At 32.5% G+C, this 25,824-nt stretch carries 23 protein-coding genes; 11 read left to right on the forward strand and 12 right to left on the reverse strand.

The features are described 5' to 3' along the window. Positions 1-256 precede the first annotated feature (256 nt). Complete coding sequence (bioB, locus tag ACM591_RS00790; protein ID WP_037557266.1) at positions 257-1,225, reverse strand: biotin synthase BioB; 969 nt, start codon at positions 1,223-1,225, stop codon at positions 257-259. Between the two features lie 255 nt (positions 1,226-1,480). Here bioB and ACM591_RS00795 point away from each other — a divergent pair, with 255 nt between their 5' ends. Continuing rightward, positions 1,481-2,302, forward strand: coding sequence for a MerR family transcriptional regulator (locus ACM591_RS00795; RefSeq protein WP_029378796.1), 822 nt, complete (start codon positions 1,481-1,483; stop codon positions 2,300-2,302). Positions 2,303-2,397: 95 nt separating this feature from the next. Further along, complete coding sequence (locus ACM591_RS00800) at positions 2,398-3,885, forward strand: MFS transporter (protein ID WP_038679510.1); 1,488 nt, start codon at positions 2,398-2,400, stop codon at positions 3,883-3,885. Positions 3,886-4,018: 133 nt separating this feature from the next. Here the strand turns inward: ACM591_RS00800 and ACM591_RS00805 are convergent, their stop codons facing one another. Continuing rightward, entirely contained in the window at positions 4,019-5,524 is a 1,506-nt protein-coding gene (locus tag ACM591_RS00805; RefSeq protein ID WP_029378794.1) for a CoA transferase, read from the reverse strand. A gap of 114 nt (positions 5,525-5,638) precedes the next feature. On the opposite strand from ACM591_RS00805, the gene ACM591_RS00810 reads away from it, so the two are divergent. The 3 genes from ACM591_RS00810 (at position 5,639) to ACM591_RS00820 (ending at position 8,784) form a co-directional block, all read left to right on the forward strand. Further along, entirely contained in the window at positions 5,639-6,223 is a 585-nt protein-coding gene (locus ACM591_RS00810) for a TetR/AcrR family transcriptional regulator (RefSeq protein WP_029378793.1), read from the forward strand. Between the two features lie 166 nt (positions 6,224-6,389). Beyond that, a complete protein-coding gene (locus ACM591_RS00815) occupies positions 6,390-7,817 on the forward strand; it encodes an aldehyde dehydrogenase family protein (protein ID WP_029378792.1) in 1,428 nt (475 codons plus the stop codon). Positions 7,818-8,400: 583 nt separating this feature from the next. Further along, positions 8,401-8,784, forward strand: coding sequence for a YIP1 family protein (locus ACM591_RS00820; RefSeq protein WP_326026947.1), 384 nt, complete (start codon positions 8,401-8,403; stop codon positions 8,782-8,784). A 277-nt stretch (positions 8,785-9,061) separates the two neighbouring features. On the opposite strand, the gene mbcS is transcribed toward ACM591_RS00820, so the two are convergent. After that, a complete protein-coding gene (gene mbcS / locus ACM591_RS00825) occupies positions 9,062-10,633 on the reverse strand; it encodes an acyl-CoA synthetase MbcS (RefSeq protein WP_326011727.1) in 1,572 nt (523 codons plus the stop codon). Between the two features lie 523 nt (positions 10,634-11,156). On the opposite strand from mbcS, the gene ACM591_RS00830 reads away from it, so the two are divergent. Then, positions 11,157-12,578: an MDR family MFS transporter gene (locus tag ACM591_RS00830; protein ID WP_107542873.1), complete on the forward strand. Its 1,422-nt coding sequence runs from the start codon at positions 11,157-11,159 to the stop codon at positions 12,576-12,578. Between the two features lie 153 nt (positions 12,579-12,731). Here the strand turns inward: ACM591_RS00830 and ACM591_RS00835 are convergent, their stop codons facing one another. Continuing rightward, positions 12,732-13,928: an amidohydrolase gene (locus ACM591_RS00835; RefSeq protein WP_029378787.1), complete on the reverse strand. Its 1,197-nt coding sequence runs from the start codon at positions 13,926-13,928 to the stop codon at positions 12,732-12,734. Positions 13,929-14,116: 188 nt separating this feature from the next. Then, the gene (locus tag ACM591_RS00840) at positions 14,117-15,298 is read right to left on the reverse strand and encodes an MFS transporter (RefSeq protein ID WP_038679505.1); all 1,182 of its coding nucleotides are present in this window, start codon (positions 15,296-15,298) and stop codon (positions 14,117-14,119) included. Positions 15,299-15,418: 120 nt separating this feature from the next. Between ACM591_RS00840 and ACM591_RS00845 the strand changes: the two genes are divergently transcribed. The 3 genes from ACM591_RS00845 (at position 15,419) to ACM591_RS00855 (ending at position 16,944) form a co-directional block, all read left to right on the forward strand. After that, a complete protein-coding gene (locus ACM591_RS00845) occupies positions 15,419-15,796 on the forward strand; it encodes a winged helix-turn-helix transcriptional regulator (protein ID WP_029378785.1) in 378 nt (125 codons plus the stop codon). A gap of 111 nt (positions 15,797-15,907) precedes the next feature. Next, a complete protein-coding gene (locus tag ACM591_RS00850) occupies positions 15,908-16,333 on the forward strand; it encodes a MaoC family dehydratase (protein ID WP_326026946.1) in 426 nt (141 codons plus the stop codon). Between the two features lie 251 nt (positions 16,334-16,584). Further along, positions 16,585-16,944 (forward strand): DUF1304 domain-containing protein, encoded by a 360-nt coding sequence (locus ACM591_RS00855; RefSeq protein ID WP_029378783.1) that lies wholly within the window; start codon positions 16,585-16,587, stop codon positions 16,942-16,944. 154 nt (positions 16,945-17,098) lie between these two features. Here the strand turns inward: ACM591_RS00855 and ACM591_RS00860 are convergent, their stop codons facing one another. Beyond that, on the reverse strand, positions 17,099-18,460 hold the full coding sequence (locus tag ACM591_RS00860; protein WP_081225224.1) for a sugar porter family MFS transporter: 1,362 nt from the start codon (positions 18,458-18,460) through the stop codon (positions 17,099-17,101). Between the two features lie 192 nt (positions 18,461-18,652). Here ACM591_RS00860 and ACM591_RS00865 point away from each other — a divergent pair, with 192 nt between their 5' ends. Next, entirely contained in the window at positions 18,653-19,438 is a 786-nt protein-coding gene (locus ACM591_RS00865) for a VLRF1 family aeRF1-type release factor (protein ID WP_326026945.1), read from the forward strand. A 137-nt stretch (positions 19,439-19,575) separates the two neighbouring features. On the opposite strand, the gene ACM591_RS00870 is transcribed toward ACM591_RS00865, so the two are convergent. Continuing rightward, positions 19,576-20,139: a phosphatase PAP2 family protein gene (locus tag ACM591_RS00870; protein ID WP_326009643.1), complete on the reverse strand. Its 564-nt coding sequence runs from the start codon at positions 20,137-20,139 to the stop codon at positions 19,576-19,578. Between the two features lie 14 nt (positions 20,140-20,153). Then, entirely contained in the window at positions 20,154-21,338 is a 1,185-nt protein-coding gene (locus tag ACM591_RS00875) for an FtsW/RodA/SpoVE family cell cycle protein (RefSeq protein ID WP_326026943.1), read from the reverse strand. A 324-nt stretch (positions 21,339-21,662) separates the two neighbouring features. Here ACM591_RS00875 and ACM591_RS00880 point away from each other — a divergent pair, with 324 nt between their 5' ends. Then, positions 21,663-22,271, forward strand: a complete 609-nt coding sequence (locus tag ACM591_RS00880) for a class I SAM-dependent methyltransferase (protein WP_038679502.1) — start codon at positions 21,663-21,665, stop codon at positions 22,269-22,271. 151 nt (positions 22,272-22,422) lie between these two features. On the opposite strand, the gene add is transcribed toward ACM591_RS00880, so the two are convergent. From add to sat, 4 genes are all read right to left on the reverse strand, one after another. Beyond that, the gene (add, locus tag ACM591_RS00885; RefSeq protein ID WP_038679500.1) at positions 22,423-23,403 is read right to left on the reverse strand and encodes an adenosine deaminase; all 981 of its coding nucleotides are present in this window, start codon (positions 23,401-23,403) and stop codon (positions 22,423-22,425) included. A gap of 289 nt (positions 23,404-23,692) precedes the next feature. Then, a complete protein-coding gene (locus tag ACM591_RS00890) occupies positions 23,693-23,893 on the reverse strand; it encodes a hypothetical protein (RefSeq protein ID WP_029378776.1) in 201 nt (66 codons plus the stop codon). 128 nt (positions 23,894-24,021) lie between these two features. Then, positions 24,022-24,621, reverse strand: a complete 600-nt coding sequence (cysC, locus tag ACM591_RS00895; RefSeq protein WP_029378775.1) for an adenylyl-sulfate kinase — start codon at positions 24,619-24,621, stop codon at positions 24,022-24,024. Positions 24,622-24,639: 18 nt separating this feature from the next. Further along, complete coding sequence (sat, locus tag ACM591_RS00900) at positions 24,640-25,818, reverse strand: sulfate adenylyltransferase (protein WP_069795517.1); 1,179 nt, start codon at positions 25,816-25,818, stop codon at positions 24,640-24,642. Positions 25,819-25,824 lie beyond the last annotated feature (6 nt).

The raw sequence follows: 25,824 nt of genomic DNA on the forward strand, positions 1-25,824 counted from the left end.
ATATTTTCAAAATATAATACTCAAAACTAAATCAAAAATTACATATGTTATGATACTTATCGCAATCCAATAACCTTAAAATAACACCATGCATAAAAGCGATACTTAACAATCTGTATGTCTTTTTGAGACGATGTTAAATTTCTAGGGAGCAAGAGATAAACTTATTACTAGTTTTTCCTGTTCCCTTCACTACTGTATGAGTTAAAGCACACTAAATCAAAAAAGCTCATACCATTAGGTACTTCATTGATAATCAACGGTTACCAAAATCAATTTCAAAACCTAAGTCTTCTATCATTTTATAATCTAATTTATTCGGTTGACCACCTGTAATAAGATAATCTCCTACAAATATTGAATTCGCAGCTTTTAAAGCTAGTGGTTGTAGTGAGCGTAAATTAACTTCTCTACCTCCAGCAATCCTAATCTCTTTAGATGGGTTTATAATTCTAAATAACGCTATGATCCGCAAACATTTCATTGGTGTTAAATCATCCATTTCGCCAAACTTTGTTCCTTTAATAGGATGTAGAAAATTAATAGGAATACTATCCGCATCTATTTCTTTTAATGCAAATGCCATATCTATAATATCTTGATTAGATTCTCCCATACCGCAAATCACTCCAGAACATGGCGAGATATGATTTTTCTTCATGATTTCTATCGTATCCGTTCTATTTTTGTATGTATGCGTAGTTACAACTTCCTCATGATAGTTTTCACTCGTATTAATATTATGGTTATATCTATCCACGCCAGCTTGTTTTAGTTTTTTAGCTTGTTCATCATTTGTTAACCCTAAACACGCACATATCTTAAGTTGAGGATGTTTCGTCTTAATTTCTTCTACTGATTTACTTATATGATCTATTTCTTTGTTACTAGGTCCTCTACCACTCATTACAATGCAGTATGTACCTATGTCATGTTGATGTGCTACTTCAGCACCTTTAAGAATTTGTTCTTCGGAAACCAATGCATACCTCTGTTTTTGTTTCATGTCTCTAGACTGCCCACAATAACCACAATTTTCTGGGCATATACCACTTTTTGCATTTAAAATCATATTTAATTTCACTTTTTTTCCATAGTAGTGCTTTCTCAAAATATACGCCTCATTCAACAAATCTAATGTATCCACACTTGCGTCTTCATATACATTCAATAACATTTCTTTAGTCAATTGCTTTCCTTGTAAAATACTTTGAGCTAATTTCATATATACATCCCCTTTTAAAATATGAATTAAATATTATTTTTAAATTCCTACTTAATTCATCATAAAACGAATTAACATAAAATGTAAACCTTTTAAGTAATTTGGTTTACATTAAACTCATGTTCATTCAATATACTTCACATCCTTCTCTTTATTAAGGTAATAAGTCAATTTTCCCACTAAATATTTGAATGTTTTTAATTGCTGAATGATAATTATAGTAATTGATATATTATTATCTGGCAGGAGGTAACCATGAGTTTAGCTGAAACTTTATTTACGACGGGAGAATTTTCTGAATTATGTAGTGTAAAAAAGCAAACACTTTTCCACTATGATGAAATTGGTATTTTAAAACCTCAATATAGAAATGACAAAGGCTATCGATTTTACACTTTAAAACAATTAGAAACTTTTAGTGTGATTGATATATTGAAGGATCTTGGCTTATCGCTGACTGAAATAAAAGAATTTTTAGATATTCGTTCACTACCTAAAACAATTAACCTGTTAGCTGACAAAGAACAAGAAATAGATTTAAAAATCCAACAATTAAAACAACAAAAGCTAACCATACAAAATAAAAAGAATTATTTATCTGAGTCTTACAAAGCTGACTTTTCTTCTATAAATATTGTAACGTTGCCGACACAATACTATTTGTTAAGTGACACTATCGGCGACGTAACCCTTAAATCTTCATCACATAAACTCATGTCGTTTATTAATTTTATAAAGCATAATCATCTAGACTCTGGTTACCCTATTGGTGTAATCCTTGCTAAAAATAACATTCAAAACGATAAATTCACTGAGTTTACAAATTTTTATATTCAAGTAGAACAAAATATCGAGCAGTCGCATTTTACTAGGGACCAAGGACAATATATTATTGCCTACCATGAAGGCCCTGATGAAACGTTATACAAAACACATAAAAAAATTAAAGATTATCTAATAAACACTGGATTTAAAATGATTGGTGATAGCTTTGAAGAATATGTGGTTGATGAAATCAGCACTAATGGTCCAGATAAATATGTCACAAAAATTTCTATAGCTGTGACAAAAATTTAACACCTTCTATTTTGTATAAAAACTTACAAAACCATGCTTGACTATCTGGTTACCGTATAGTTTATATTTTTATATATGGAAAGTAGGTGACCGTTATGAATATTAAAAAATGGATAATCTTATGTTTGGTCTCTAGTGCATTATTTTTAATCGTGATTGATATGACAGTTTTATATACTGCTCTGCCATTGCTAACACATGATTTAGAAGCGACAGCTACACAAAAATTATGGATTGTTAATGCCTATGCTTTAGTAGTTGCGGGATTACTACCTGGTCTTGGTACACTGGGAGATTATGTAGGCTATAAAAAAATGTTTTTACTTGGTTTGGCTATTTTTGGTGGCGCTTCATTGCTAGCAGCAAGTGCTACGACACCAACTGTATTAATATTAGCTAGAGTGTTATTAGCTATAGGTGCTGCTACAATGATGCCCTCAACACTATCAATCATAAAATTAACGTTCAAAGATTATCAAGAACGTGCATTAGCACTAGGTATTTGGTCAGCTATTACTGCAGCTGGTGCAGGTTTAGGGCCTGTAATAGGCGGTCTTTTATTAGAGAAATTTTCATGGCCATCTGTATTTATTATCAATATACCTGTTGTGATGATCGTCTTAATTATTTCTTATATTTTAATTCCTCAATATCCTACAAATAAAGATGGTACTTGGGATTTTATAAGCTCATTCCAAATTATGATAGGCTTGATTACAGTAGTATTTGCAATCAAAGAATTAGCTAAACCAGATAATAATTTCGCAGTATTATTCGGTGCTTTCGCTATTGGAATCATCGCTATAATGATGTTCATTAGAAGACAAAACAGATTAAAATTTCCATTAATCAATTTAGCAATCTTTAAAAACCCATACTTTACGGGCGGTACTATTGTTGCTATAACAACTTCCTTTATATTGATGGGATTTGAATATATTCTTTCTCAAAGGCTACAACTTGTTTTAGGCTTAACACCTTTAAATGCTGGATTAACCATAATGATGATGGCCTTAGCCTCACTGGTAGGCGCAATTTTAATTGGGATTATTTTAACTAAATTTGGTACATTAAAACTACAATGGGTAACATTACTACTGGCCTTTATTGGCATATCATCATTTTATTGGGTTTTACATGCGCATTTAGCCATACAAATTGTTACTTTAATCATCATTGGTCTTGGTTTAGGTGGCGCAATGACGCTAGCATCTAACGCTATTATGTCAAATGCGGATGATAAGAATTCTGGTATGGCCGCTTCCATTGAAGAAGTGTCATTTGAATTTGGTGGATCATTAGGCATCGCTATATTAGGTGGATTATTCTCTATTTTCTACAGTTTATTCTTTAATTTTAATAGTAATTCTGTTGATTTATCTAAGGCAAAGGGCAGTTTAGATGAAACATTGATTCAAGCAGAACAACTTCCTTTTTCAATCAGCAAAGAACTTATCGAGGCTGGCAAAGCAGCATATGACGATGCCTTTTCACTCATCATTATTATAAGTATTTTGTCGCTAGCATTCACTATTATCTTATTAATATGGATGGACTTAAAACAAAAACGACTACCCGAATAAATAAGCAGTTAAAAGCAGATGAAACGTTCAATTTATGAACACTTCATCTGCTTTATTCATGCTGTTCTATCATTGTTAAACACAATTTTAGTTATCAAACTAACTACAATCCGCATAGAAAGATACCTATACTTTAAATCTTACGATAAGATAACCATTCTGGTTTACTAGATCCTCTAGGAATTAACGTAGTACGGTAATGACCAGGTGTTTCTGACATTATAACTTGATCAGTCACACCGATATAATGTCCGAGTGGTGTCTCAGATTCAAATTGGTCAGGAGCGACAATTGCATGCGTATCTGTCGTATTAAAAACTTCATTTACATATGCTTTTTCAAAAATACCTAGTGACATTAAATAGAGAGAAACGCGACTCAAGTTAACCTGAACTCGATAACTGCCGCCTTCTTTCGCTCTTCTTTCTAACGCTTTAATTGCTCCAGTTTCTAACAACCATGATATGACATAATCATTTACAACCACGATTGGTGGTAGCTTAGGTTGATCTTCGGTACCTTCTAATGCCATTACACCCGCAGCGCTTCCTGCAGTTTGATCGAAACCGTTTCTATCTGACCAAGGGCCTTGATCTCCATAACAATTAACAGAACAATGAATAATTCCAGGTCTTTTTTCAGCGAGTTCATGAGGTGTTAAATGTCTCTCCTGCATGAAGCCATATCTTTTATTCATGAAAAAGATATCTGCTGATTTTAATAGGTCATCAAATTTTTGTTGATGTTCAGTTGAATGGTCGATATCTAAATAGGTTGATCTCATGCCGATATGTGAAGTTAATAATAAAGTTTCCTCTTCTAGCTCAGAAGGTCTCCAAACATTTAATACATCTGCACCATGTAAAGCTAATCCTCTTCCTAAACCTGCACCAGCAATTACATGACCCATGCCTAATGCACGGATGCCATCGAGCGGTTGTTGAGGGTTTTCACTGAAGCCCTCGGGTTCTGATTCACCAATTTTCTCTATCGTAACAAGTGGTTCTTTAGCAATATATTCAAACTGTTCTTCTTCCATAAATTCAGGCAATGTTCTTACCATAGGCATGACGACACCTTTTTCTGCAGCAGCTTCTTCCAAATCTTTGGCACTCCATTGTTTAATTGCATGAGCCACAGACTGCTTGTTTGGTAATGCTTTGATGAGTTCAAGCGTATGTCTATGTGAACTTGGATAAGGATTTAATGGCATCACCCATCGATTATCTTTTGTTTGGTAAAAACTAAATCGCGTTGGATTATTTGGAAAATATTGCTGTTTAGCAGGAAATCCATTTAATGTTTCCCATTTTCTTTCATAAAAAGGAGATAAACGTTTCAATGCCTTTCTTATATCTACATAAATATCCTGTCCATTACCTCCCCTTTTTTGCCACAAGGAGGCAAGCGCAACGGATTTGGCAGCTAAGCCTATACCAGCTAATGAAGCAATTCTTAATGTACTTGGTTGTATTGGATCCTTACCATAGAACGTAACTTGTCCACCAGCATCCGCAGTTGAATAGCCAATATCATTCAACAATTTCTCTAACTCAGAATTAATATCAAAATCATCATCTTTATTTATACGATTCCGATAATTGTGTAGTAGCACTGTTTTTAACTCTTCATTTAGCATTTTTTTCCTTCTTTCTCAATAGCTTTATTTCATTATAGTTATTTCGTTATACTCATTAAAGTAAGCGAAAGTTCAAAAATATACACTTTGTTAGTAATTGTTTATTTTTAAGGAGTGTTTTTTATTTATACAAATAAGCGAAAGAAAACCCAAAAAAGCATTATAGCTTCGGCTTTATCATTACTAGAAAAATGCGCTTTAACTGATATTACAGTATCTGATATATGCAATGGAGCTAATATCACACGTGCCACATTCTATAAATATTATAAAAATATGGATACGTTATACAAAAACATTAAAACACAAACACTCAACGAATTATTTGGTAACCCTTATGTCTTCTTTAATAAGCATCAAAATATTTTAGATGCTCAATTGTACTTAGCAAACCAAGTCTTTCATTATATTATTCATCATCGATATTTATTTAAAACTTTAATACTGAATGACACTAAATTTAATTTAGAAATGTATAACTATTTCAAAGAAAACTATATTAACTTTTTAAGTAATACTATTGTTAATAATCACAACTTAGAAATTAATGATAAATTCTTATGTACTTATATAGCCTCTGCTTATACCGGCATCATCTATGAATGGGTACTTTCTGATTTTGAAATGTCACCTATTGATTTAACACATAGTATGATTTTTATAAATTCAAATGGTCCAATAAGCGTTTTAGAAAAGTAAAATTCATTGAAATTTCAAATAATAATCGAGTAAAAAATATTTTCTAATTATTTAAGCAAAAATATTGAAACCCGATTAAAACGGTAGTATTATCACCTAATGTCAGTTTGAAATTCACTTCACAAGAACTGGACTATGAATATAAAAGACTAAGAGGAGCGTAAATATGTTCAATCACACAAAACAATATATCAACGGTGAATGGGTAGAAAGTCACAGTAACGAAACAATGGATGTTATTAATCCAGCAACAGAAGAAGCTTTTGGTAAAATTGCTAAAGGTAATGCTCAAGACGTTGAAGATGCGGTTAACGCTGCAGATAGCGTTTATTTAGAATTCCGTAACACTTCAGTAGAATACCGTCAAAACTTACTTAACGATATCGTTAAAGAATACGAAAATCGTAAAGAAGATCTAATCAAAGCAATGACTTTAGAGCTTGGTACACCAGTTACAGCATCTGAAAATGTCCACTACGAAATGGGATTATCACATTTTAAAGCAGCAAGAGATGCTTTAGATAACTTTAATTTTAGAGAACGTAGAGGCAACAATATTGTTATAAAAGAAGCAATCGGTGTAGCAGGATTAATTACTCCTTGGAACTTCCCTACAAATCAAACTGCCTTAAAATTAGCAGGTGCATTTGCAGCAGGTAGCAGTGTAGTGTTAAAACCATCAGAAGAAACACCATTTGCTGCAATTATCTTAGCGGAAATTTTTGATAAAGTAGGCGTGCCAAAAGGTGTATTCAACTTGGTAAATGGCGATGGCCTTGGTGTAGGTAATCCAATCTCTGAAAATGAAAAAATTAGAATGGTATCTTTCACTGGTTCTGGTAATACTGGTAGTAAAATTATGGAAAAAGCTAGTAAAGATTTCAAAAAAGTATCACTTGAATTAGGTGGTAAATCACCTTATGTCATATTAGAAGATGCTGATTTAGACAAAGCTGCAGATGCAGCAGTCCATAAAGTAGTTGGCAATTCAGGGCAAGTTTGTATTGCCGGCTCAAGAACGCTTGTTCCAGAATCAATCAAAGATGAATTTATTGAAAAAGTAAAAGAAAAAATGAGTGCAATCAAAGTTGGCGACCCACAAGATGCAACAGTAGAGATGGGACCAGTCATTAACAGTAAACAATTTAACCAAATCCAAGAATTTATTAAAATTGGTGCACAAGAAGGCGCAACAATTGAATTAGGTGGAGAAGGTAAACCTGAAGGGCTAGAAACAGGCTATTTCATTAAACCAACTATTTTCTCAAATGTAGATAATCATATGACTATCGCTCAAGAAGAAATATTTGGACCAGTAATGTCTATTATCACTTACAGTGATGTTGATGAAGCAATCAAAATTGCAAATGATACAAAATATGGTTTAGCTGCATACGTGTATGGTTCAGATATGGACACTTTACAAAAAGTAGCTACTGCATTTGAAGCAGGCGTTATTGAAATTAATGAATACCCAAGAAGTGCTGATATGCCATTTGGTGGTTATAAACAATCTGGTATCGGTAGAGAATGGGGAGACTATGGTATTGAAGAATTCTTAGAAGTTAAATCAATTTCTGGCTTCTTTCAATAAATAATAGTAATTAATGTACGTTAACTAACTACTTAATATTAATAATGAAACCCTAATTAAATACACTCCTATTTAAAAAGTAATAAACCCCAAAAGTTGAATTTTAAGTTCAGCTTTTGGGGTTTTTATATTATAAATACTGCTAAAATTGCTTTGACATTATACTAAGTCAACATATTTTTAACTACTTTTACTATCCCACCAATTATATTAATGAATATATCTAATATTATAGTAAATATACTTTCTTTACTCTCTCTACTTAACTTCCTTTTTCTTTGATTACACATTAACTTCACACCCTTGTTCAAAGACTACAAAATACATGTAGTAATGTAACATCAATTTCCACCTATACGTTTTTTTTAACCCAATAAAGTGAAAAACTATCTCACAATAATAAGCATATGAAATATCATAAATTAACAATTAAAAATTAAAGACAAAATGTTAAAAATAAACTAATTTTACATTATCATTAAAGCTTTTATTTGTATTTGATTAATTTTTATTTAAGTTTTTTTAATACATTGTAGCACATGTTATGCTTTTTAAAAAGATACACTTAGGAAGCAATATACATATGGAAACATCTAAATTACCCTTAGCTCAACATTTTTCAAATTTACGAGCTAATCCTAAATGGGCGTTAAAACTACTTATTGCTATTGTTGTTTTAGTATTAACTACTTTAATTACCAATAGTCTAATTGACTATGATACCTTGTTTAAAGATTCTGGTTTAAGCGGTCAGGAGCTTGAACAATCGAAAGCAATAGGACAAATTTCTGGCCTCATTGTAAGCATTGTTGGTGGCATCATCGGCATCGGTATTACATTCGTTATTTTCTTATTAATTTCAAAAATTATGAAATCTGATGCTAGTGCTAAAACTATTTTTTCTGCTACATTAAGCTTTACAGTTATCACTAGTGTAATTGGACTTATCGTAATTGTTATTCAATAGATTGCAGGCTTATCACCAACAGACTATGTCATAACAAGTCTCAATATCTTTGATAAAGGCAACAGCTTTCTTGCTGCATTTAACTTACAGACACTTATCGGCGCTTACGTATTTGGCGTAATGCTCTTAGCTACAAATCGTTTTTCTAAAAAATCAGCACTTATTTGGTCAATTGTGTATTTAGTGATCTTCGTAGTCTTTACATTAATTGGTGCTTCTTTCCAATAATTATTGAAAATTAATAAGGCACGGTTATTCTTGTATTTTATCTAATAACTTATTTATTCTTTTCTGCTTCTCTTAATTCAATACGTCTGATCTTACCTGAGTTTGTTTTAGGTAAGTCTTCTACAAATTCTATAGCACGTGGATATTTGTATGGTGCAACGTCTTGTTTCACATAATCTTGAAGTGTTTTGACTGTATCATCCGTTGCTGGTATACCCTCTTGCAAGATAATAAACGCTTTAACGATATTCCCTCTTATTTCATGCGGGCTAGCAACTACGGCACATTCTTTTACGTACTCATGTTTTGTAAGGGAGTCTTCTACTTCAAATGGTCCAATTGTATACCCAGAACTAATAATAATGTCATCTTTACGTCCTTCAAACCAGAAATAACCATCTTCATCTAATTTGGCTAAATCACCCGTGATATAATAATCGCCTATTCTAGGTTCAGCAGTTCGTTCAGGGTCTTTATAATAACCTTTGAATAACGCCGGTAAGTCTAACGGCACTGCTATATTACCTACTTCTCCTATTTCTGCTAGCTCACCATCATCATTGATGACAGTAACATGACTACCAGGAATCGCTTTACCCATAGACCCTGGACGACTCTCTGTATCTTTCAAGAAACCAATTAATAAAGTGCTTTCCGTTTGTCCATAACCATCTCTAACTGTAAGATCAAAATTGGTTTGGAATTTTTCTACAACTTCTCTATTTAAAGGTTCACCTGCAGAGACTGCACTATGCAAATGTTCTAAGTTATAGTCCGTTAGATTAGGCAATTTTGCCATTAAACGATATTCAGTAGGCGTACAACAAAGGACATTAATCTTATAATCTTGTAATAATTCTAAGTATTTTTCAGCGTTAAATTTGCCGTTATAAACAAATGCCGTTGCTCCTGACCCCATAATTGATAAAAATGGACTCCATACCCATTTTTGCCAACCAGGCGCTGCAGTAGCCCACGCAATATCATCATCTTTGATACTCAACCAATGTTTAGGCGCCATTTGCATATGTGCATAGCCCCATCCATGTGAATGTACCACAGCTTTCGGATTACCTGTTGTACCTGACGTGTATGATAATAAGGCAACATCATCTTTAGATGTCTCGACAATTTGTAATTCATCTATTTCCTTGGCTGATTCTGAATCGACCGTATACCAATCTTCGTATTCTCCGCCAACAATAAATTTTGTTAATGTGTTGTATTCTTTAACTGCTTTAAATTCATCAATGCTATCAGCAGTTACAACGATAGCTTTGACCTCTCCATGTGAAATTCTATATTGTAAATCCTTTGTACGTAACATTTCAGAACTTGGAATAACTACAATGCCCAATTTCAAAGCAGCTATGTAAATTTCATACGTTTCAATAGAACGCGGCATCATCACAAGTACTTTGTCACCTTTTTGTAGGCCATGTTTTAAAAACATATTACCGACTTGGTTAGCATTTTTCACCAATTGATTATATGTGATTGAATGTGTTTCGCCCTCAGCATTTTCAAAAATAATAGCTTTTTTATTTTCATCAGCTATATATTTTTCGATTTCGCTAACGATATTATAAGTATCTGGAGCGACTAAATCTTTTTTGTTCATTATTTACTCTCCTTTAATTCTAAATCTACAATTATCGTATGCACGTATGCAAACACAAACCATAGATCATACTTTCGTTAATACAAAGTAACCCTATTACTCAATAACACCATAATTCTAATCCTTCTCTATCTAAAAAGATACAATTATGACTTTAATAATATCAATATTTTCCTATTATAATACGCTTCTAGATATACTTAAAGCCTGACTAAATTTACGATATACTAGATTTGTAAAAATATAGCTAATCCCGAAATAACTTTGACATTTAGGATATATCTCATGTAGTATTTCTAGCATACAGTTGTAAAATGTCATCTAAAATAGAGGTTAGAACACAATTATTGCCGTAACCTCTAAAATGATGCCTATTTCAGCGCATTATACTTATGTTCACTTCCAAATATTCTATTATAGCTTTCTATTTTCATAAGTTTTATCGATGGAATTTATTTTTCACAGTTCAACATTTAGCTTTAACTTGTTCTTAGTGATATAATATAAAACTGTGTAATTTTTAATGAAAGAAGTGATACGATTGAGTTCAAATGATACTTTCCATGTTGAAAAAAGAATTCCCCTATTTATTGTGCTACTCTCTGGGGCTTTTATTACGATTTTGAACCAAACGTTACTTGGTACGGCATTACCGCCAATTATGAAAGATCTCCAAGTAACTGAAAGCACTGTACAATGGTTACAGTCTATATTTATGCTTGTAAATGGGATAATGATTCCAGTAACAGCCTTTTTAATCGAAAGATATACATCGAGGCAATTATTCTTAACTGCCATGAGCATCTTTGCCGCAGGTACATTACTCTGTGCAGTAGGCTCAGATTTTTCAATGCTACTTATCGGACGCGTCTTACAAGCAGCAGGCGCTGGTATTATGATGCCATTGATGCAAACAATTCTATTTTTAACTTTTCCTAAAGAAAAACGTGGTACTGCAATGGGACTCTTTGGTCTCGTTATTGCATTTGCACCCGCTATAGGTCCAACTTTATCAGGTGTACTAGTAGAACATCTATCATGGAGAAGTGTCTTCTATGTTGTGTTCCCTATCGCAGTTATCATTATTATTGCATCAATTTTCTTATTGAAAAATGTGACTGAAACTTCACATCCAAAATTAGATACATCATCAGTAATTCTATCTACATTAGGATTTGGTGGACTATTATATAGTTTCAGTTCTGTAGGTGAAGCAGGTTGGAATAGCGTACAATTCATAGCACCATTAATCATAGGTATTATTTCATTAGTTGTATTCATTCGTCGTCAATTGAATCTAAAAGAACCTATGCTCGAATTTAGAGTGTTTAGTTACAATGTCTATACATTAGGTACAGTATTAAGTATGTTTGTATTCGGTGTATTAATTGCTACTAACATTATATTGCCACTCTATATGCAAAATATGTTACAGTTCTCTGCGCTAGAATCTGGTCTTGTCTTACTACCAGGTGCAGTAGTCATGGGCCTTATGAACCCACTTACTGGCTATTTATTCGATAAATTCGGTGGAACGTGGTTAGCACGTATCGGGTTACTCGTATTAGTAGCGTCATCCGTACCGTTTACTGTACTAACAGCGCATACTAGTTTTACTTACCTTGCAATATCTAACGCCTTACGAATGATTTCTATCGCAATGGTTATGATGCCTATGACAACATTGGCCATTAACCAGTTACCAAATCATCTCATTGCACATGGTACTGCAATGAACAATACTTTCAGACAAATGGCTGGTGCCATTGGTACAGCATTATTTATTACATTAATGTCTGTATCAGCTAATCCAAGTGATGGCGTAGAAGGCATCATCCATGGTGTAAACGTCACATTTATGGTTGCAACTGGTATTTCAGTAGTTGCGTTGATCTTATCAGCTAAACTTTCTGACGATAGTAAACCAGCTCGAAGAACCTTATAAGATCTAATAATTTAAAACATGGATAAAAAAATATAAAAAATAACACTTTCGAAAAGTTCACTGCACATTGAACTTTTTGAAAGTGTTTTATTTTACAAAGTGATAGATTACAATGCATTACATAATCAACAATCGCTTAACGCATTAATTTAATTAAGCTTTAGCAGATAGTCTATTAATCGCAATCTCTCCTAATGATTTTGCAGATACCAAGAGTGCATTTTCATTAACTTCAAACTTAGGATGATGATTCATATAAGGTTCTTCCATATGTTCTGGCTTACAACCTACAATAAAAAATGTACCTGGTATTTCTTTTAAATAATAAGCAAAGTCTTCTGAGCCTGAAACGGCAGGAATTTCAACTAAATGTTTGAAATAGTCTCCCTGACTTGTTGATAAAATGTCTGTTACCGCTTGTGTTTGTTCAGGGTGGTTATATAATACTGGATAACCAAATTGATAATCTAAGTCATACGTAATATCGAATCCCACTGCGACACTTTTTGCAACTTTCTCAATTTCTTCATACATAAATTGTTCTAAATCATCATTAAGATAACGTGCAGTACCTTTAATTGTCACTTTATCTTGAATGACATTAGCGCCACCTGGTGCGTCGAAAGAACCTACAGTAATAACGCCCATTTCTGAAGGATCAATACGTCTAGACACAATTGTTTGGAGCGTATTTACAAAGTTTGTTCCAGCTACTAAGGCATCGTGTGTCTTATGCGGGCTTGCAGCATGACCACCGAGTCCTTTAATTGTTAATGTGAACGTTGAGCTTCCAGCAAAAGCATTGCCTGTATTGTAACCAATTACTTCTGGACCAGCAACTGGCACAACATGAATACCATATACTTCATCTAAATCGTTTAACGCACCCGATGCCATAATTTGCTGTGCACCACCTGGAGGCATTTCTTCAGCATGTTGATGGATAATTTTAATTGTACCTGGCAATTCATCTTTGATATCAATTAATGCGTCCGCTAAACCTAGTAAATAAGCCGTATGCGCATCATGGCCACAAGCATGCATTACACCTTCGTTCGTTGATTTAAAAGGGACATCCGCTTCTTCATTTATAGGTAAAGCATCAAAATCTGCACGTAAACCTATCGTATTACCTGGGTGTTGCCCTTTGATTTCTACAATAATAGCATTACTCTCAGCAACCGGTTGTGTAACTACAACGTCTTTATCCTTATAAAAATCCTTGATATACTCTGCTGTAGCATTTTCTTGGAAAGACAGCTCAGGGTGCTGATGCAAATAGCGACGGTGCTTAATCATGTCGGCTTCCTTCTGTTCTAACTTCTCAAATAATTTTTCTTTTACATTCATGAACATTCACTTCTTTCGATTGAATTTTAAAACATATCACTCATTAATAAGTTTAAATTCCAAAGAGTATTAATTCAAATATAAAATAACATTTTATAAAATTTCTAGTTATTTAAATCGAATTTAGTGAAATTAATTACTAAAACGAACATATTTTCATTTTAAATTTTATTATCTTAGTTTAAATTCTAAGAGACTTTAAGTTCTACTACCGTTTCTTTTTTATGAATGATATACATAATAGCGCTAGCAATGATTACCATTCCAAAACCAAAATATGGTGTCATTGTAATACCAAAATGATTTAGCACAAACCCGCCAATTACTGATCCTAATGTGATGCCAATATTAAATGAAGCAATGTTTAAACTTGATGCGAAGTTCGTTGTCGCTTTATTTTTACGTTCAGCAAAAAGTACCACAATTAGTTGTAATCCTGGTACATTCATAAAAGCAAATAACCCCATAAGCAATATGATTACGGTACCTAATAAGTGATGCGTTACGGTTATACCTACAAGCAATAAGACTAGTGCTTGTACTAAAAATATACCTATAAGCACTTTAGTCGGCTGATTATTTGTAAGTTTGCCGCCTAATGTATTTCCTATTGCAACCATTACACCGTAGATAACTAATAAAAATACAACTGCGTCGTCACTATAATTTAATACATCTGTAAGCAATGTCGTCAAATAAGTGTATACAACGAACGTTCCACCATAACCTAATGCCGTAATTAAATAAATCATCATTAAAGATTTATTTTTAAATACAGTTAATTGTTCTAACATTGAAGCTTGTTCATATTCATTAAGATCTTTAGGCACAGTAAATATGTTTACGATTAAACTGATTAAACCAATTAGCGCAATTGTAAAAAATGAAGCTTCCCAACCAAATTGCTGGCCAATCCATGTCCCTAGAGGTACGCCGGTAATAGTTGCAACAGTCAATCCCGTAAACATCATTGCAATAGCGCTTGAACGTTTGTCTGCTGTTACTAAATCACTCGCAATAGCAGTCGCTATAGACATAAATACGCCGTGCATTAACGCAGACAGTATACGCATAGCCAACAACATACTCAAAGTTGTAGCAAAAGCTGCAAGTGTATTTGCGATAATAAATATTAACATAATACCGATGAGCAAATGCTTACGTTTCATTTTATTAGTTAATGGAGTAAGTAATGGCGCACCAATTGTTACACCTACCGCATATAACGAAACAGTTAAACCAGCTAATGAAATGCTTGTATTAAATGAATCTTTAATTAATGGCAATAGACCAACACTAATAAACTCTGTCATCCCAATTGCAAAAGCTGACATCGCTAAAGCTAAAATAGCAAACTTGTTTTTCTTCATAATTCATTTTCTCTCCTTAATTTTGTTGATTATGTTACTATATATCACACATGTAAGAAGAGGAAGTACGCACTTTAAAGTAATATAGATACCTTTTAGTACCTATAAGGAGGAAATCATATGAGTAAAACATATAATATAGGAGTTGAAGCTACAATTGACGTCATTGGTGGTAAATGGAAACCTGTCATCCTATGCCACTTACAAAATAATGGCTTAATGCGTACTTCTGCATTAAAGCGAGCGATACCAACTATTACTCAAAAAATGTTAACACAACAATTACGGGAATTAGAGAAAGATGGCATTATTAATCGGATCGTTTATGATCAAGTTCCACCGAAAGTAGAATATGACCTTTCTGAATATGGTCAAACACTTGGTAATATTTTATCTTCTTTATGTTATTGGGGAGAATTTCACGTAGAAAAAATGTATGAACAAGGCGAAGCTGTCACACTGAACCAACAAGACTTTATTAATATTCCAAATGCCTAAACAAACGATTTACTCAGCTTTCAATGGCTACAAACTGACTATTAAAGATAATACTTAACGGTTGGGACTAATTAATGATGGATTACTACAGTAGAGGAGTATTTAAAAATTATGAAACTTGATGAATTTGAAATAGATGATGTATTTACTACACCACCTAATAAAATAAGTGAGAAAGATATTATTAACTTCGCTCAAGAATTTGACCCACAATACATGCATTTGAATAAGGAGAAAGCTACAGAAGGTAGATTCAATGGTATCATTGCTTCAGGTATACACACGTTATCTATTTCATTCAAATTATGGATTGAAGCAGGTAAGTATGGTGAAGATGTAATCGCAGGTACACATATGAACCATATTAAATTTATCAAGCCCGTATATCCTGAAGATGAACTTTACACAAAAATAAAAGTATTGAAAAAACAAGCCACGAAAAGCGATCAAGGTTTACTCACGGTACTATTATCGACATTTAACCAACACGAAGACAAAGTATTTGAAGGAGAACTAACAGCATTAATGAGACGTTAATGAGGTATTATTGATATTGAGGCATTAACTACGTACTAACTATACACTTAACTTCAATATATCCAATAAGCTAAATAATAATGATACTCTCTCTTGTCTATTCATAGTCTAATAAAACCAAACACTACACATATATTTCGCGCATGTGCGTTCATGTGAAAATCAATCATAATTTATATTTATTTTTCTTTGCTATTTCTATATAATCATAAAGATGTAAAAATTAATTATTTACTAAAGGAGATATTAATATGAGTATTATATCAATTATTTTAGTTTTATTAGTTGCTGCAGAGTTTTTCTATATCATGGCTTTGCAGACTTTTGCTACAACTTCTGACAAAACGAGCAATTTATTTAAAATGACTAAACAAGCCTTACAACAAGATAATTTAAAAACACTGATGAAAAACCAAGGCATTTATAATGGCCTTTTAGGCGTATTCTTACTATATGCTTTACTCTTTTCAAATAATGCCAAAGAACTAATTGTTTGCATATTAGTGTACATGATTATCGTTGCGATATATGGCGCTGTAACAAGTCAAAAATCTATTTTATTAAAACAAGGTGGCTTACCAATCCTAGCCTTAATTTCATTGCTGTTTTAATATTTAATCTTTTAAACTATGCTAACATCATTTAAATTAAAGAATCGGTAGCTAGAAATGTGTATCTTCTAAAACTACACATACAAAAGCGGAGTATGAAATCTAAACAATGATTTCGTACTCCGCTTTACTTTTTATGAATAATTATTTTATATTAATGATTATTATATTTTATTGTTTCGTTTCCAGATGTACGTTCTCTTAAATCATATTCAATTTCTTCTAAACTCCGTCCTCGCGTTTCTGGCAGATATTTTATTACAAAGCACATTGCAAATACACCAATAACCGCAAAAATCAAGAATACCCATTCTGTACTTAGTGTATTATTTAACACTGGAAACAGTTGCGCAACAAGTAATGTACCGAAATTTAATACAAGCGTTGCTAAACCAGTAGCTGCGCCACGTGCACGCATCGGGAACATTTCTGGCAACATAACCCAAAGGATTGGTCCCCAAGTTAAACCAAAGAATACAATAAACAGTGATAAACACACGATAATAATACCTGCTGATGATGCTATACCAATTGTCCATATTAAGATTGCCATAACAAGTAATGAAGCTACCATTCCGACATTTCCTGTTACTAACAATTTCTTACGATTAACTTTATCCGCTATAAATACCGCTATAATCGTTACAAGTACATTAATCGTCCCAATTCCTACCGTTCCTAAAATGGATGTTGCTTCACCTAATCCTGCTTTACTGAAAATAGTGGGTGCATAAAATATAATTGCATTAATACCTATGATTTGTTGGAATAATGCAAATATACATCCAATTATTAATGTCGGTCTTAACCAAGGCGATTTTAAAATAGTCCAAGTTGATTCTGAAATTGCTGATAGTTCTTTCATCTCTTTAATTTCAGTATTAATCTCATTATCGTCATTAAATGTAATTCTCATAACATCTCTTGCAGCTTTTTCATTCCTATGTTCTAATAACCACCTTGGACTCTCAGGCATAAATGCTATACCAATTAATAAAATAACAGATGGTACTATTGCTAAACCTAGCATCCAACGCCATCCTTCTATGTCGGCAAAGGCATAATTAACGAGATACGCTGCTAAAATTCCAATTGTAATCATTAATTGATTCAATGAGCCAAGCGAACCACGATAAGCTGTTGGAGCCATTTCTGATAAATACACAGGCACCGTTGCCATTGAACCACCTACAGCTAGACCAATAATAAGACGTCCAAACACAAGTGTTGGCATATTTTGCGCAACCACTAATATTAATGATCCGACGATATAAATAATTGCAATGATTAATACTAAATGTCTTCTTCCGATTCTATCCGATAAAGGTCCACTCCCACCAGATCCAATGATTGCACCTATAAGCATGGATGAAACAACAAGACCTTCTGTAAAACTGTTTAATGGAATGTCGTCATTTATAAAGAGCAATGCTCCTGAAATCACGCCATTATCATAGCCGTATAATAAACCGCCAAGTGCTCCTAAGATAAATATTAAACTCTTATTTGCTTTCAATTTGTACCAACCCCTTTAAAATTATGTCTATTATATTCTTAATATGTAAGCGTTACAAATATTTTTAAATTATTATATTCTTAACTTCTATTTTTAAAGTAGCCTTTTATATACATACTATATTTCAATAAGTTTAAAACTTATATTTTAGGAAATTAAATAATATATTATAATTTTAAGGGGTGAAGTGTAATGCTTTTAAAAGAAGAAATTAATAACTTAGAAAAATATGATGGTACAGCAGAGAACCAAAAAGTATTTTCAATTTATTTAAATACACATCCTGACCAAGGCACAAAATGGAAAATAGAATTAAAAAATGCACTAAAAGATTTAGCCTATAGAACTAAACATAGTGATGATCATGAGGAAAAAAACCAAGCTAAAGAAGTCATTAAAAAAGTTGAAACAGAAATTCAAAGTGTAGAACCTGAGTTAAAAAGAGGTCTCATTCTATTTTTAACTGCAGATGAATCTTTATTATTTAAAAAATTAACTCATATATCCTTAGATACTGAGTTTAATTGGGGAGATCAGCCTAAATTAGATCAATTGAAATCATTACAAGGAAACTATCCTTATACTGGTATATTAGTTTTACAACAAGACAAGGCGCGTTTAATTGAAACAGAAATAGGTACCATCGTTAAAGAAAAAGACTTTATTTTAGATTTAGATACTGATGATTGGCGTGAACATCAAGGCCCTCAAGGTGATGACTTTACACAAGGTGGCTCAAAAAGAGACGAGTTTAAAGAAAGAGTCAAAGCTAACCAAGAACGGTGGCTCAAAAATTTAGCTTCTACTGTTGAAATAAATGCTAAAAGAAACGAATGGAAACGAATTTATTTAGCAGGAGAGAAAGAAGAAATAGAAAAACTACGTACTTTATTTAATAGAAATATTGATAAAGTAATTACCAGTAACATCTTAAATTTAAATGCTACTGAAATTATAACTAAAGTTAATGAAGAATAATAAAAATGGAGGCAATATAAGAAATCAAAGTGTTAAGATGATTTTTATAATTGCCTCCATTATATTGCTGATATATTTTAATTAAACTCTATGCTTCACTTACGGTTTGAATTTTAAAAAACTTACAATATACTTTCTCAATTATTCGACTTTACAGCTTTAGGTTCTCTACCGATATATATGGATTGAAGCATAATATATAACACAAGCAAGCTACCCAACGTATCTGTAAAATAGTGTGCTTGTAGATAGATTCTAGAAATCATAATAGAAATGACTAATAATACACAGATTACCGATAATATTTTGCTATTTTTTAATAATAAGATGAGACTTACTAATAAACAAACACTTAAAACATGCATACTTGGAAAACTATAACCATCTATATCTATGCTCGGTCTCGGACGTTGAATAGCGTACTTTAGAAATGTTCCTATAGCAAAAACACTAAAACACCAAAAACCATACCACCAAAATTTAACTTTATTAAAGAAAAATAACACAAGTAGTATTAATAACACCATAATCAAACAATTCAGAGGAGAAAATACCGCAGAAATAATAGACAAATATTGAACTAGTATATCGGCTGTTATCAACTCATGTAACCAATGATAAACAAAAGTATCTAAGCCATTTGTTAAGCCTGTATGTATACATAAAACTAAGAGCATAAAACATATGCTAACTAAAATCATATTCACGTAATTTTTCATTTAATAGCTTTCCTTTCTTTATTAATATTTCGAGCTACTGCAAGTAACGCACCAAATGCAATACTTATGCTTAACATCGATGAACCACCATAGCTTAATAACGGTAATGTGACACCTGTTAATGGAATAAGGCCTGATACACCTGCAAGGTTGATAAATACTTGCATAAATAAATAACTTACAACACCAACACAAATTAACTTATAAAATTGATTTGTTGTTTTATTCGCATAAATTAGTCCTTTAAACAAAATAACGCCATAAACCATTAATGTGGCTAATACACCGATTAAACCCAATTCTTCTGCTATTACAGTAAATATAAAATCTGTATGTGGCTCTGGTAAGTATCCTAATTTTGCAATACCGTTACCTAAGCCCCTACCCGTTAAACCACCATTTCCTATAGAGGTAAGCGCCCCAGTTAATTGGTAACCATCTCCACTTTCATAATTAAATGGGTCTAACATAACCTTGATCCTTTTTAATCTATATAAATTTTTAGAATCAAATATCAATGTATAAATAATATAAAAAACAATGGGAATCATTGTGATCATTATAATTTGAAGTTTAATTTTATTTTTTATATCTGAATAAATAAGTATAGAAGCAATTATAGCGACTGTTAGCAATGTGCCACCTAGGTCCCCTTGCATCAACACAAGTAATAAACCTACACCTAACACACCCAATGGAGGAATCATATGTTTTAAATGATAGTCTCGAGAACTCGAAATACGTCGGTTAATTATGTATGATAGATAAAAAATTGAAGCTAATTTTAAAAATTCTGAAGATTGTAAGCTGAACAGGCCTAAGTTAATCCAGTTTCTCGAACCATTGATTTCTTTCCCAATCAGAACTGTAATGAGTAATAAACATAAAGTACCTATAATTATAAGTTTTTGTATATTGCTCTGTTTTAATACATTAATATTGATAAAAGCGCCAATAAATATAATGACTGAAAATCCAATTACTATAAAGAGAAATTGCCTTTTCATAAAATGATTACTCTCAATAGGCACACCGCCTGTAAGTGAGCCTTTAGAAGCTGGCACCATACTGGCACTATAGACCATTATTACGCCTAAAATACCTAGTAGTAAAAAACTTATAATTAAAATATAATCTAATTCCTTGATGTGTTTACGTATGTAAGTTAAAAATCCTCTCATGTCTGCACCTCATTATGACTGTCAGAATATAGTAAAACACAAATTTAATATTAGCTCAATCATACTTTAGACTTATCTAATTTGAATTCTTAACTTTTAAGCATTTAAGTTTTATTAAATTATTATATATTTATCTATAATCGAAATATTTACACCTATACATATACTATCGATATTGCGTTAAAAATCCTCAACATCAGCAAGTAAAAGAAATTGAAAAATAAAAAGTGCTATGCTAAAATCAATTAAAGACTTAAAGTATCTATAATAACCTTATAAGTGGTAAGTATATTCAAAACCACTTATAAATGAAGGAGCTTTTATTTGAACAAAGATCGTTTTGACCAAATTGCCCAAAAATACGATGGCCCTGAAAGAATACACCTCGCTCATATTATTACCCAAGCAATAACGCAACAACTTAAAGATACAAACTATCAAACTTTGCTAGACTATGGTGGTGGGACTGGCCTTGTAACTTTAAATATCGCAGAGTATTTTGAAGCAGTTACGCTCATGGATGCCTCTCCGCAAATGGTAGATATTTTTGAACACAAGGTATCAAATTTAAATCAAACTTCCATTAAAACCTTAGTGGGTGACGTACTTTTAGACGATACAATACTCAACCACAAAAATTATGATGTTATTGTGTTATCTTTAGTCTTACTCCACAGTGGTAACTATCAATTATTATTACAAAAGCTGTATAATCAGCTAAATAGTGGAGGGATGATAATACTTGTTGATTTTGATAAAAACGAAAATATTTATCATCCAAAAGTATATAATGGCTTTGAACAAATGGATATCATCCATGTTTTTAACAAATTAGGCCTGATAAACCCACAGATTAATACTTTTTACAGTGGTAAGAAAATATTTATGAAGCAAGATGCAAGCTTGTTCATAGCTACAGGCACTAAACTATAAATTCTTATATTTATATAGAGAGAAACCGTGACACAAATTGAGGTCACGGTTTTTTAATTATTTAGTTAGTAGGCACCAATATCGATGCCCTTACCTCTGTCATCAATAGCTTCAAATACCTTTGCAATTATTCAAGTATTTTGCCATTTATTTAAGACTGAAACTTTGCTTTTAATGACATTTTTTCTAAATCTGATAAGAAAGTATAATTAATCGCACGTTGATTAATGTATTCAATTTGCTCAAACGTAATCATTTGGTTATCCACTAATAATTCATACTCTTCAGTCAAGGAAGTTTGAGTAACCGTTCGATTGTCAGTATTTATAAGAAAAGGAATATCTTGTTCTAACAAATAAGGAAGATTCAATTCTTTTAAATCTGCAATTGCTTTTGTCTGAATATTACTTTTAGGACACATTTCTAATAGAACATCCTGCGCTTTTACAAACTGTAAGGCTATCTCATCTTGATTGATAGCCACACCATGCCCAATACGCTTTGCTCCTAATTTGATAGATTCTATCACATTCTGTTTACAACCACACTCGCCCGCATGCAACGTGAGGTTGAAACCTTGATCTAAGGCATATTGAATAGGGGATGCTATATCATTAGGAGGCACTGCCGCCTCAGGACCAGCAAAATCAACGCCCCTGATGACTTTACTATCGTATTTTTGAACAAAATCGAAAAGTGCTTTATTATCTTCAGTCTCATGTTGTCGCATTGCACAAACTAACAAGTTAACTTGAATATCCAATGTATGAATAGCTTCTTGTACACCTTCTTCAACCGCTTCTAACACTTCGGTTAACGTCAATCCTAGCTCCATATGAAATCGTGGTGCGAAGCGAATTTCAATGTATTTCACATTATCGCGTTGTGCCTGTTGTGCAACATCGACAACCGCTCTTTTTAAAGCATCAGGCGTCTGTAAAACCTTTAATATTTCATCAAAACATTGCAAGTATTCATCTAAACTCTCACAATTACTACTCACAAATAGATGCTCTTCATTTAAATTCACGCCTTGCTCCACCGCTAATTGTCTAATTAATTCAACGCTAGTAGAACCATCTAAATGACAATGTAATTCAACTTTCGGGATATCTTGTAGCGTTTTATTCATATATGACTTACCTGCCTTACCTCTCAAATGTCACCATTCATTTTTAATACGGAAACAAAAAGAATTTTTAAAAATTTTATCTATATACTATATCACGACGTTAAACACAATACTATAAACGCATATAATAAAGGGTATTTTATTTTGAATAAATTCACACAATCCAACCTGATATTAAATAAAATAATTCAATATAAAAATACTGCCAACAAGTCTTCAGACTGAGTTGACAGTATCATTATTGATCAAAAAACAAATTGTATTAAGTCCATATGTAACGTTAGCGTTACTACATGCCTCCTAAATAGCCTATAGTAACTAATGAAATGCCTAAACCTAAAAAGCAAACACAAAGTAAGATTACGATAATTTTCAATTCAGTCATGAAATGTTTTCTACTTTGTCCTTTATTAACAAGCAATATACCTATAATAATAACTAAAATAAAGAGTGTCATTAAAGTGTAAGCAATGATATTTAGTATGGCCATTCCATCTTCCCCTTTTAACGTTATACATAAGTCTTATGATAAAACTATTATTATATTACTAAACTGCTGAGCACATATAATCATGTCTATACTTAACTTATAAGACTGAAACTTCTGTGCTATACAAATTAAATATATTGATGTGTTTTTAGATACTCAATGATTTGAGTAACCGCTTCTTCCACACTATATTGCTCTGTATCTATTACAATTTCTGGATTTTGTGGTTCTTCATACGGTGCGTTTATACCTGTAAATCCTTGAATTTCTCCGCTACGTGCTTTTTGATATAATCCTTTAGGGTCTCTTGCTTCACATTCATCCAGACTACAAGAAGTGTAAACTTCTATAAATTCATCTTCTGCTAATAGTTCACGAACAACGTCTCTATCTGCTTGATAAGGTGAAATAAATGCCGTCACTGTAACTAATCCAGCGTCGACCATAAGTTTGCTCACTTCACCAATACGACGAATATTTTCCGTACGATCTTCTGGACTAAATCCAAGATTTTTATTAAGACCATGTCTCACGTTATCTCCATCTAAACGATACGTATGAACTTGTTGATCATATAAAGCTTTTTCTAATGCTACAGAAATTGTAGATTTACCTGATCCTGATAATCCAGTAAACCAAATAACTGCACTTTTATGGTTTTTACGTTGTTGTCTTTCTTCTTTAGTTACTTCTGACGCATGCCAAGTAATATTTTTGGAAGTAGTCATAATAAAGCTCCTTTAAAGTTATTTTTCTTGTAATCCTTTAATAAGTACTGCTGCTACTTCAGGTCTTGAGAATTCTTTAGGTAATGGTTCACCTTTTTTCAATTTTTCTCGAACTTTTGTACCACTTAGATGTAAGTGTGAAGAAGCATCATGTGGACATGTTTTCGCTGTTGCCATGTTTTCACAAGATTTGCAATAGAAAGCGTGCTCAAACTTCAAAATTTGTATTCCTAACTCATCTTCATATTGTTCTATTAATTCTTGTGCTTCATATGTACCATAGTAATCACCAACACCAGCATGATCACGACCGACAATAAAGTGGGTACAGCCATAGTTTTTGCGCACTGTCGCGTGTAATATCGCTTCTCTTGGACCCGCATAGCGCATTGCTGCTGGATATATAACTAAGCGTGTTCTATTTTCCGGGTAATAATTTTTAAGAATAACTTCGTAACTTTCCATTCTTACTTCAGCTGGAATATCATCAGATTTCGTTTCTCCTACTAAAGGATTTAATAAAAGTCCATCAACCGACTCTAATGCAGCTTTTTGAATATATTCATGTGCACGATGTACTGGATTACGCGTTTGGAAACCAACAATTGTCTTCCAATTTAAATCGTAGAATAGTTGTCTCGTTTCTGCCGGATCTAAATGATAATCTACAAAGTCGTCATGTTTGGGTCTATCTAATAAATGAATCGGTCCAGCTAAATATACGCTGCCTTTTTCATAGACTTTTGCTACACCTGGATGCTCTACATCTGTCGTGCCGTATACAAATTGCGCTTCTTTCTCTTTGTCATAAGTATACTTCTCTTCTAGTTCAAGAACACCATATAAATGATTGTCTTCGCCATATAAAGCAATGCGAGAACCAATTTCAAGTTCATTAGCTTTATCCTCAGTCACTGGTAAAGTGATTGGGATACTCCATACTAAACCATTACTCAAATGTAAGTTCTCTACTACCTCAGTATAGTCAGCTTTATTCATAAATCCTGTTAACGGACTAAAGCCACCGATACCAATAAGTTCTAAATCTGATAAACTCCATGGATTTAATGTAATAGCTGGCAATGAATCTACTACAGCTAGTAACTCTTCTTTTAAAATTGCATCTGCTTCTCTATTAATCAATGTTCCACCATGTGGTTGAATTGTATTTTCTTTAATTTCTTTAGTTAATGGCAATTGTAA

This window comes from Staphylococcus sp. Ze2 (genome assembly GCF_048568365.1).
GTDB lineage: Bacteria > Bacillota > Bacilli > Staphylococcales > Staphylococcaceae > Staphylococcus > Staphylococcus xylosus.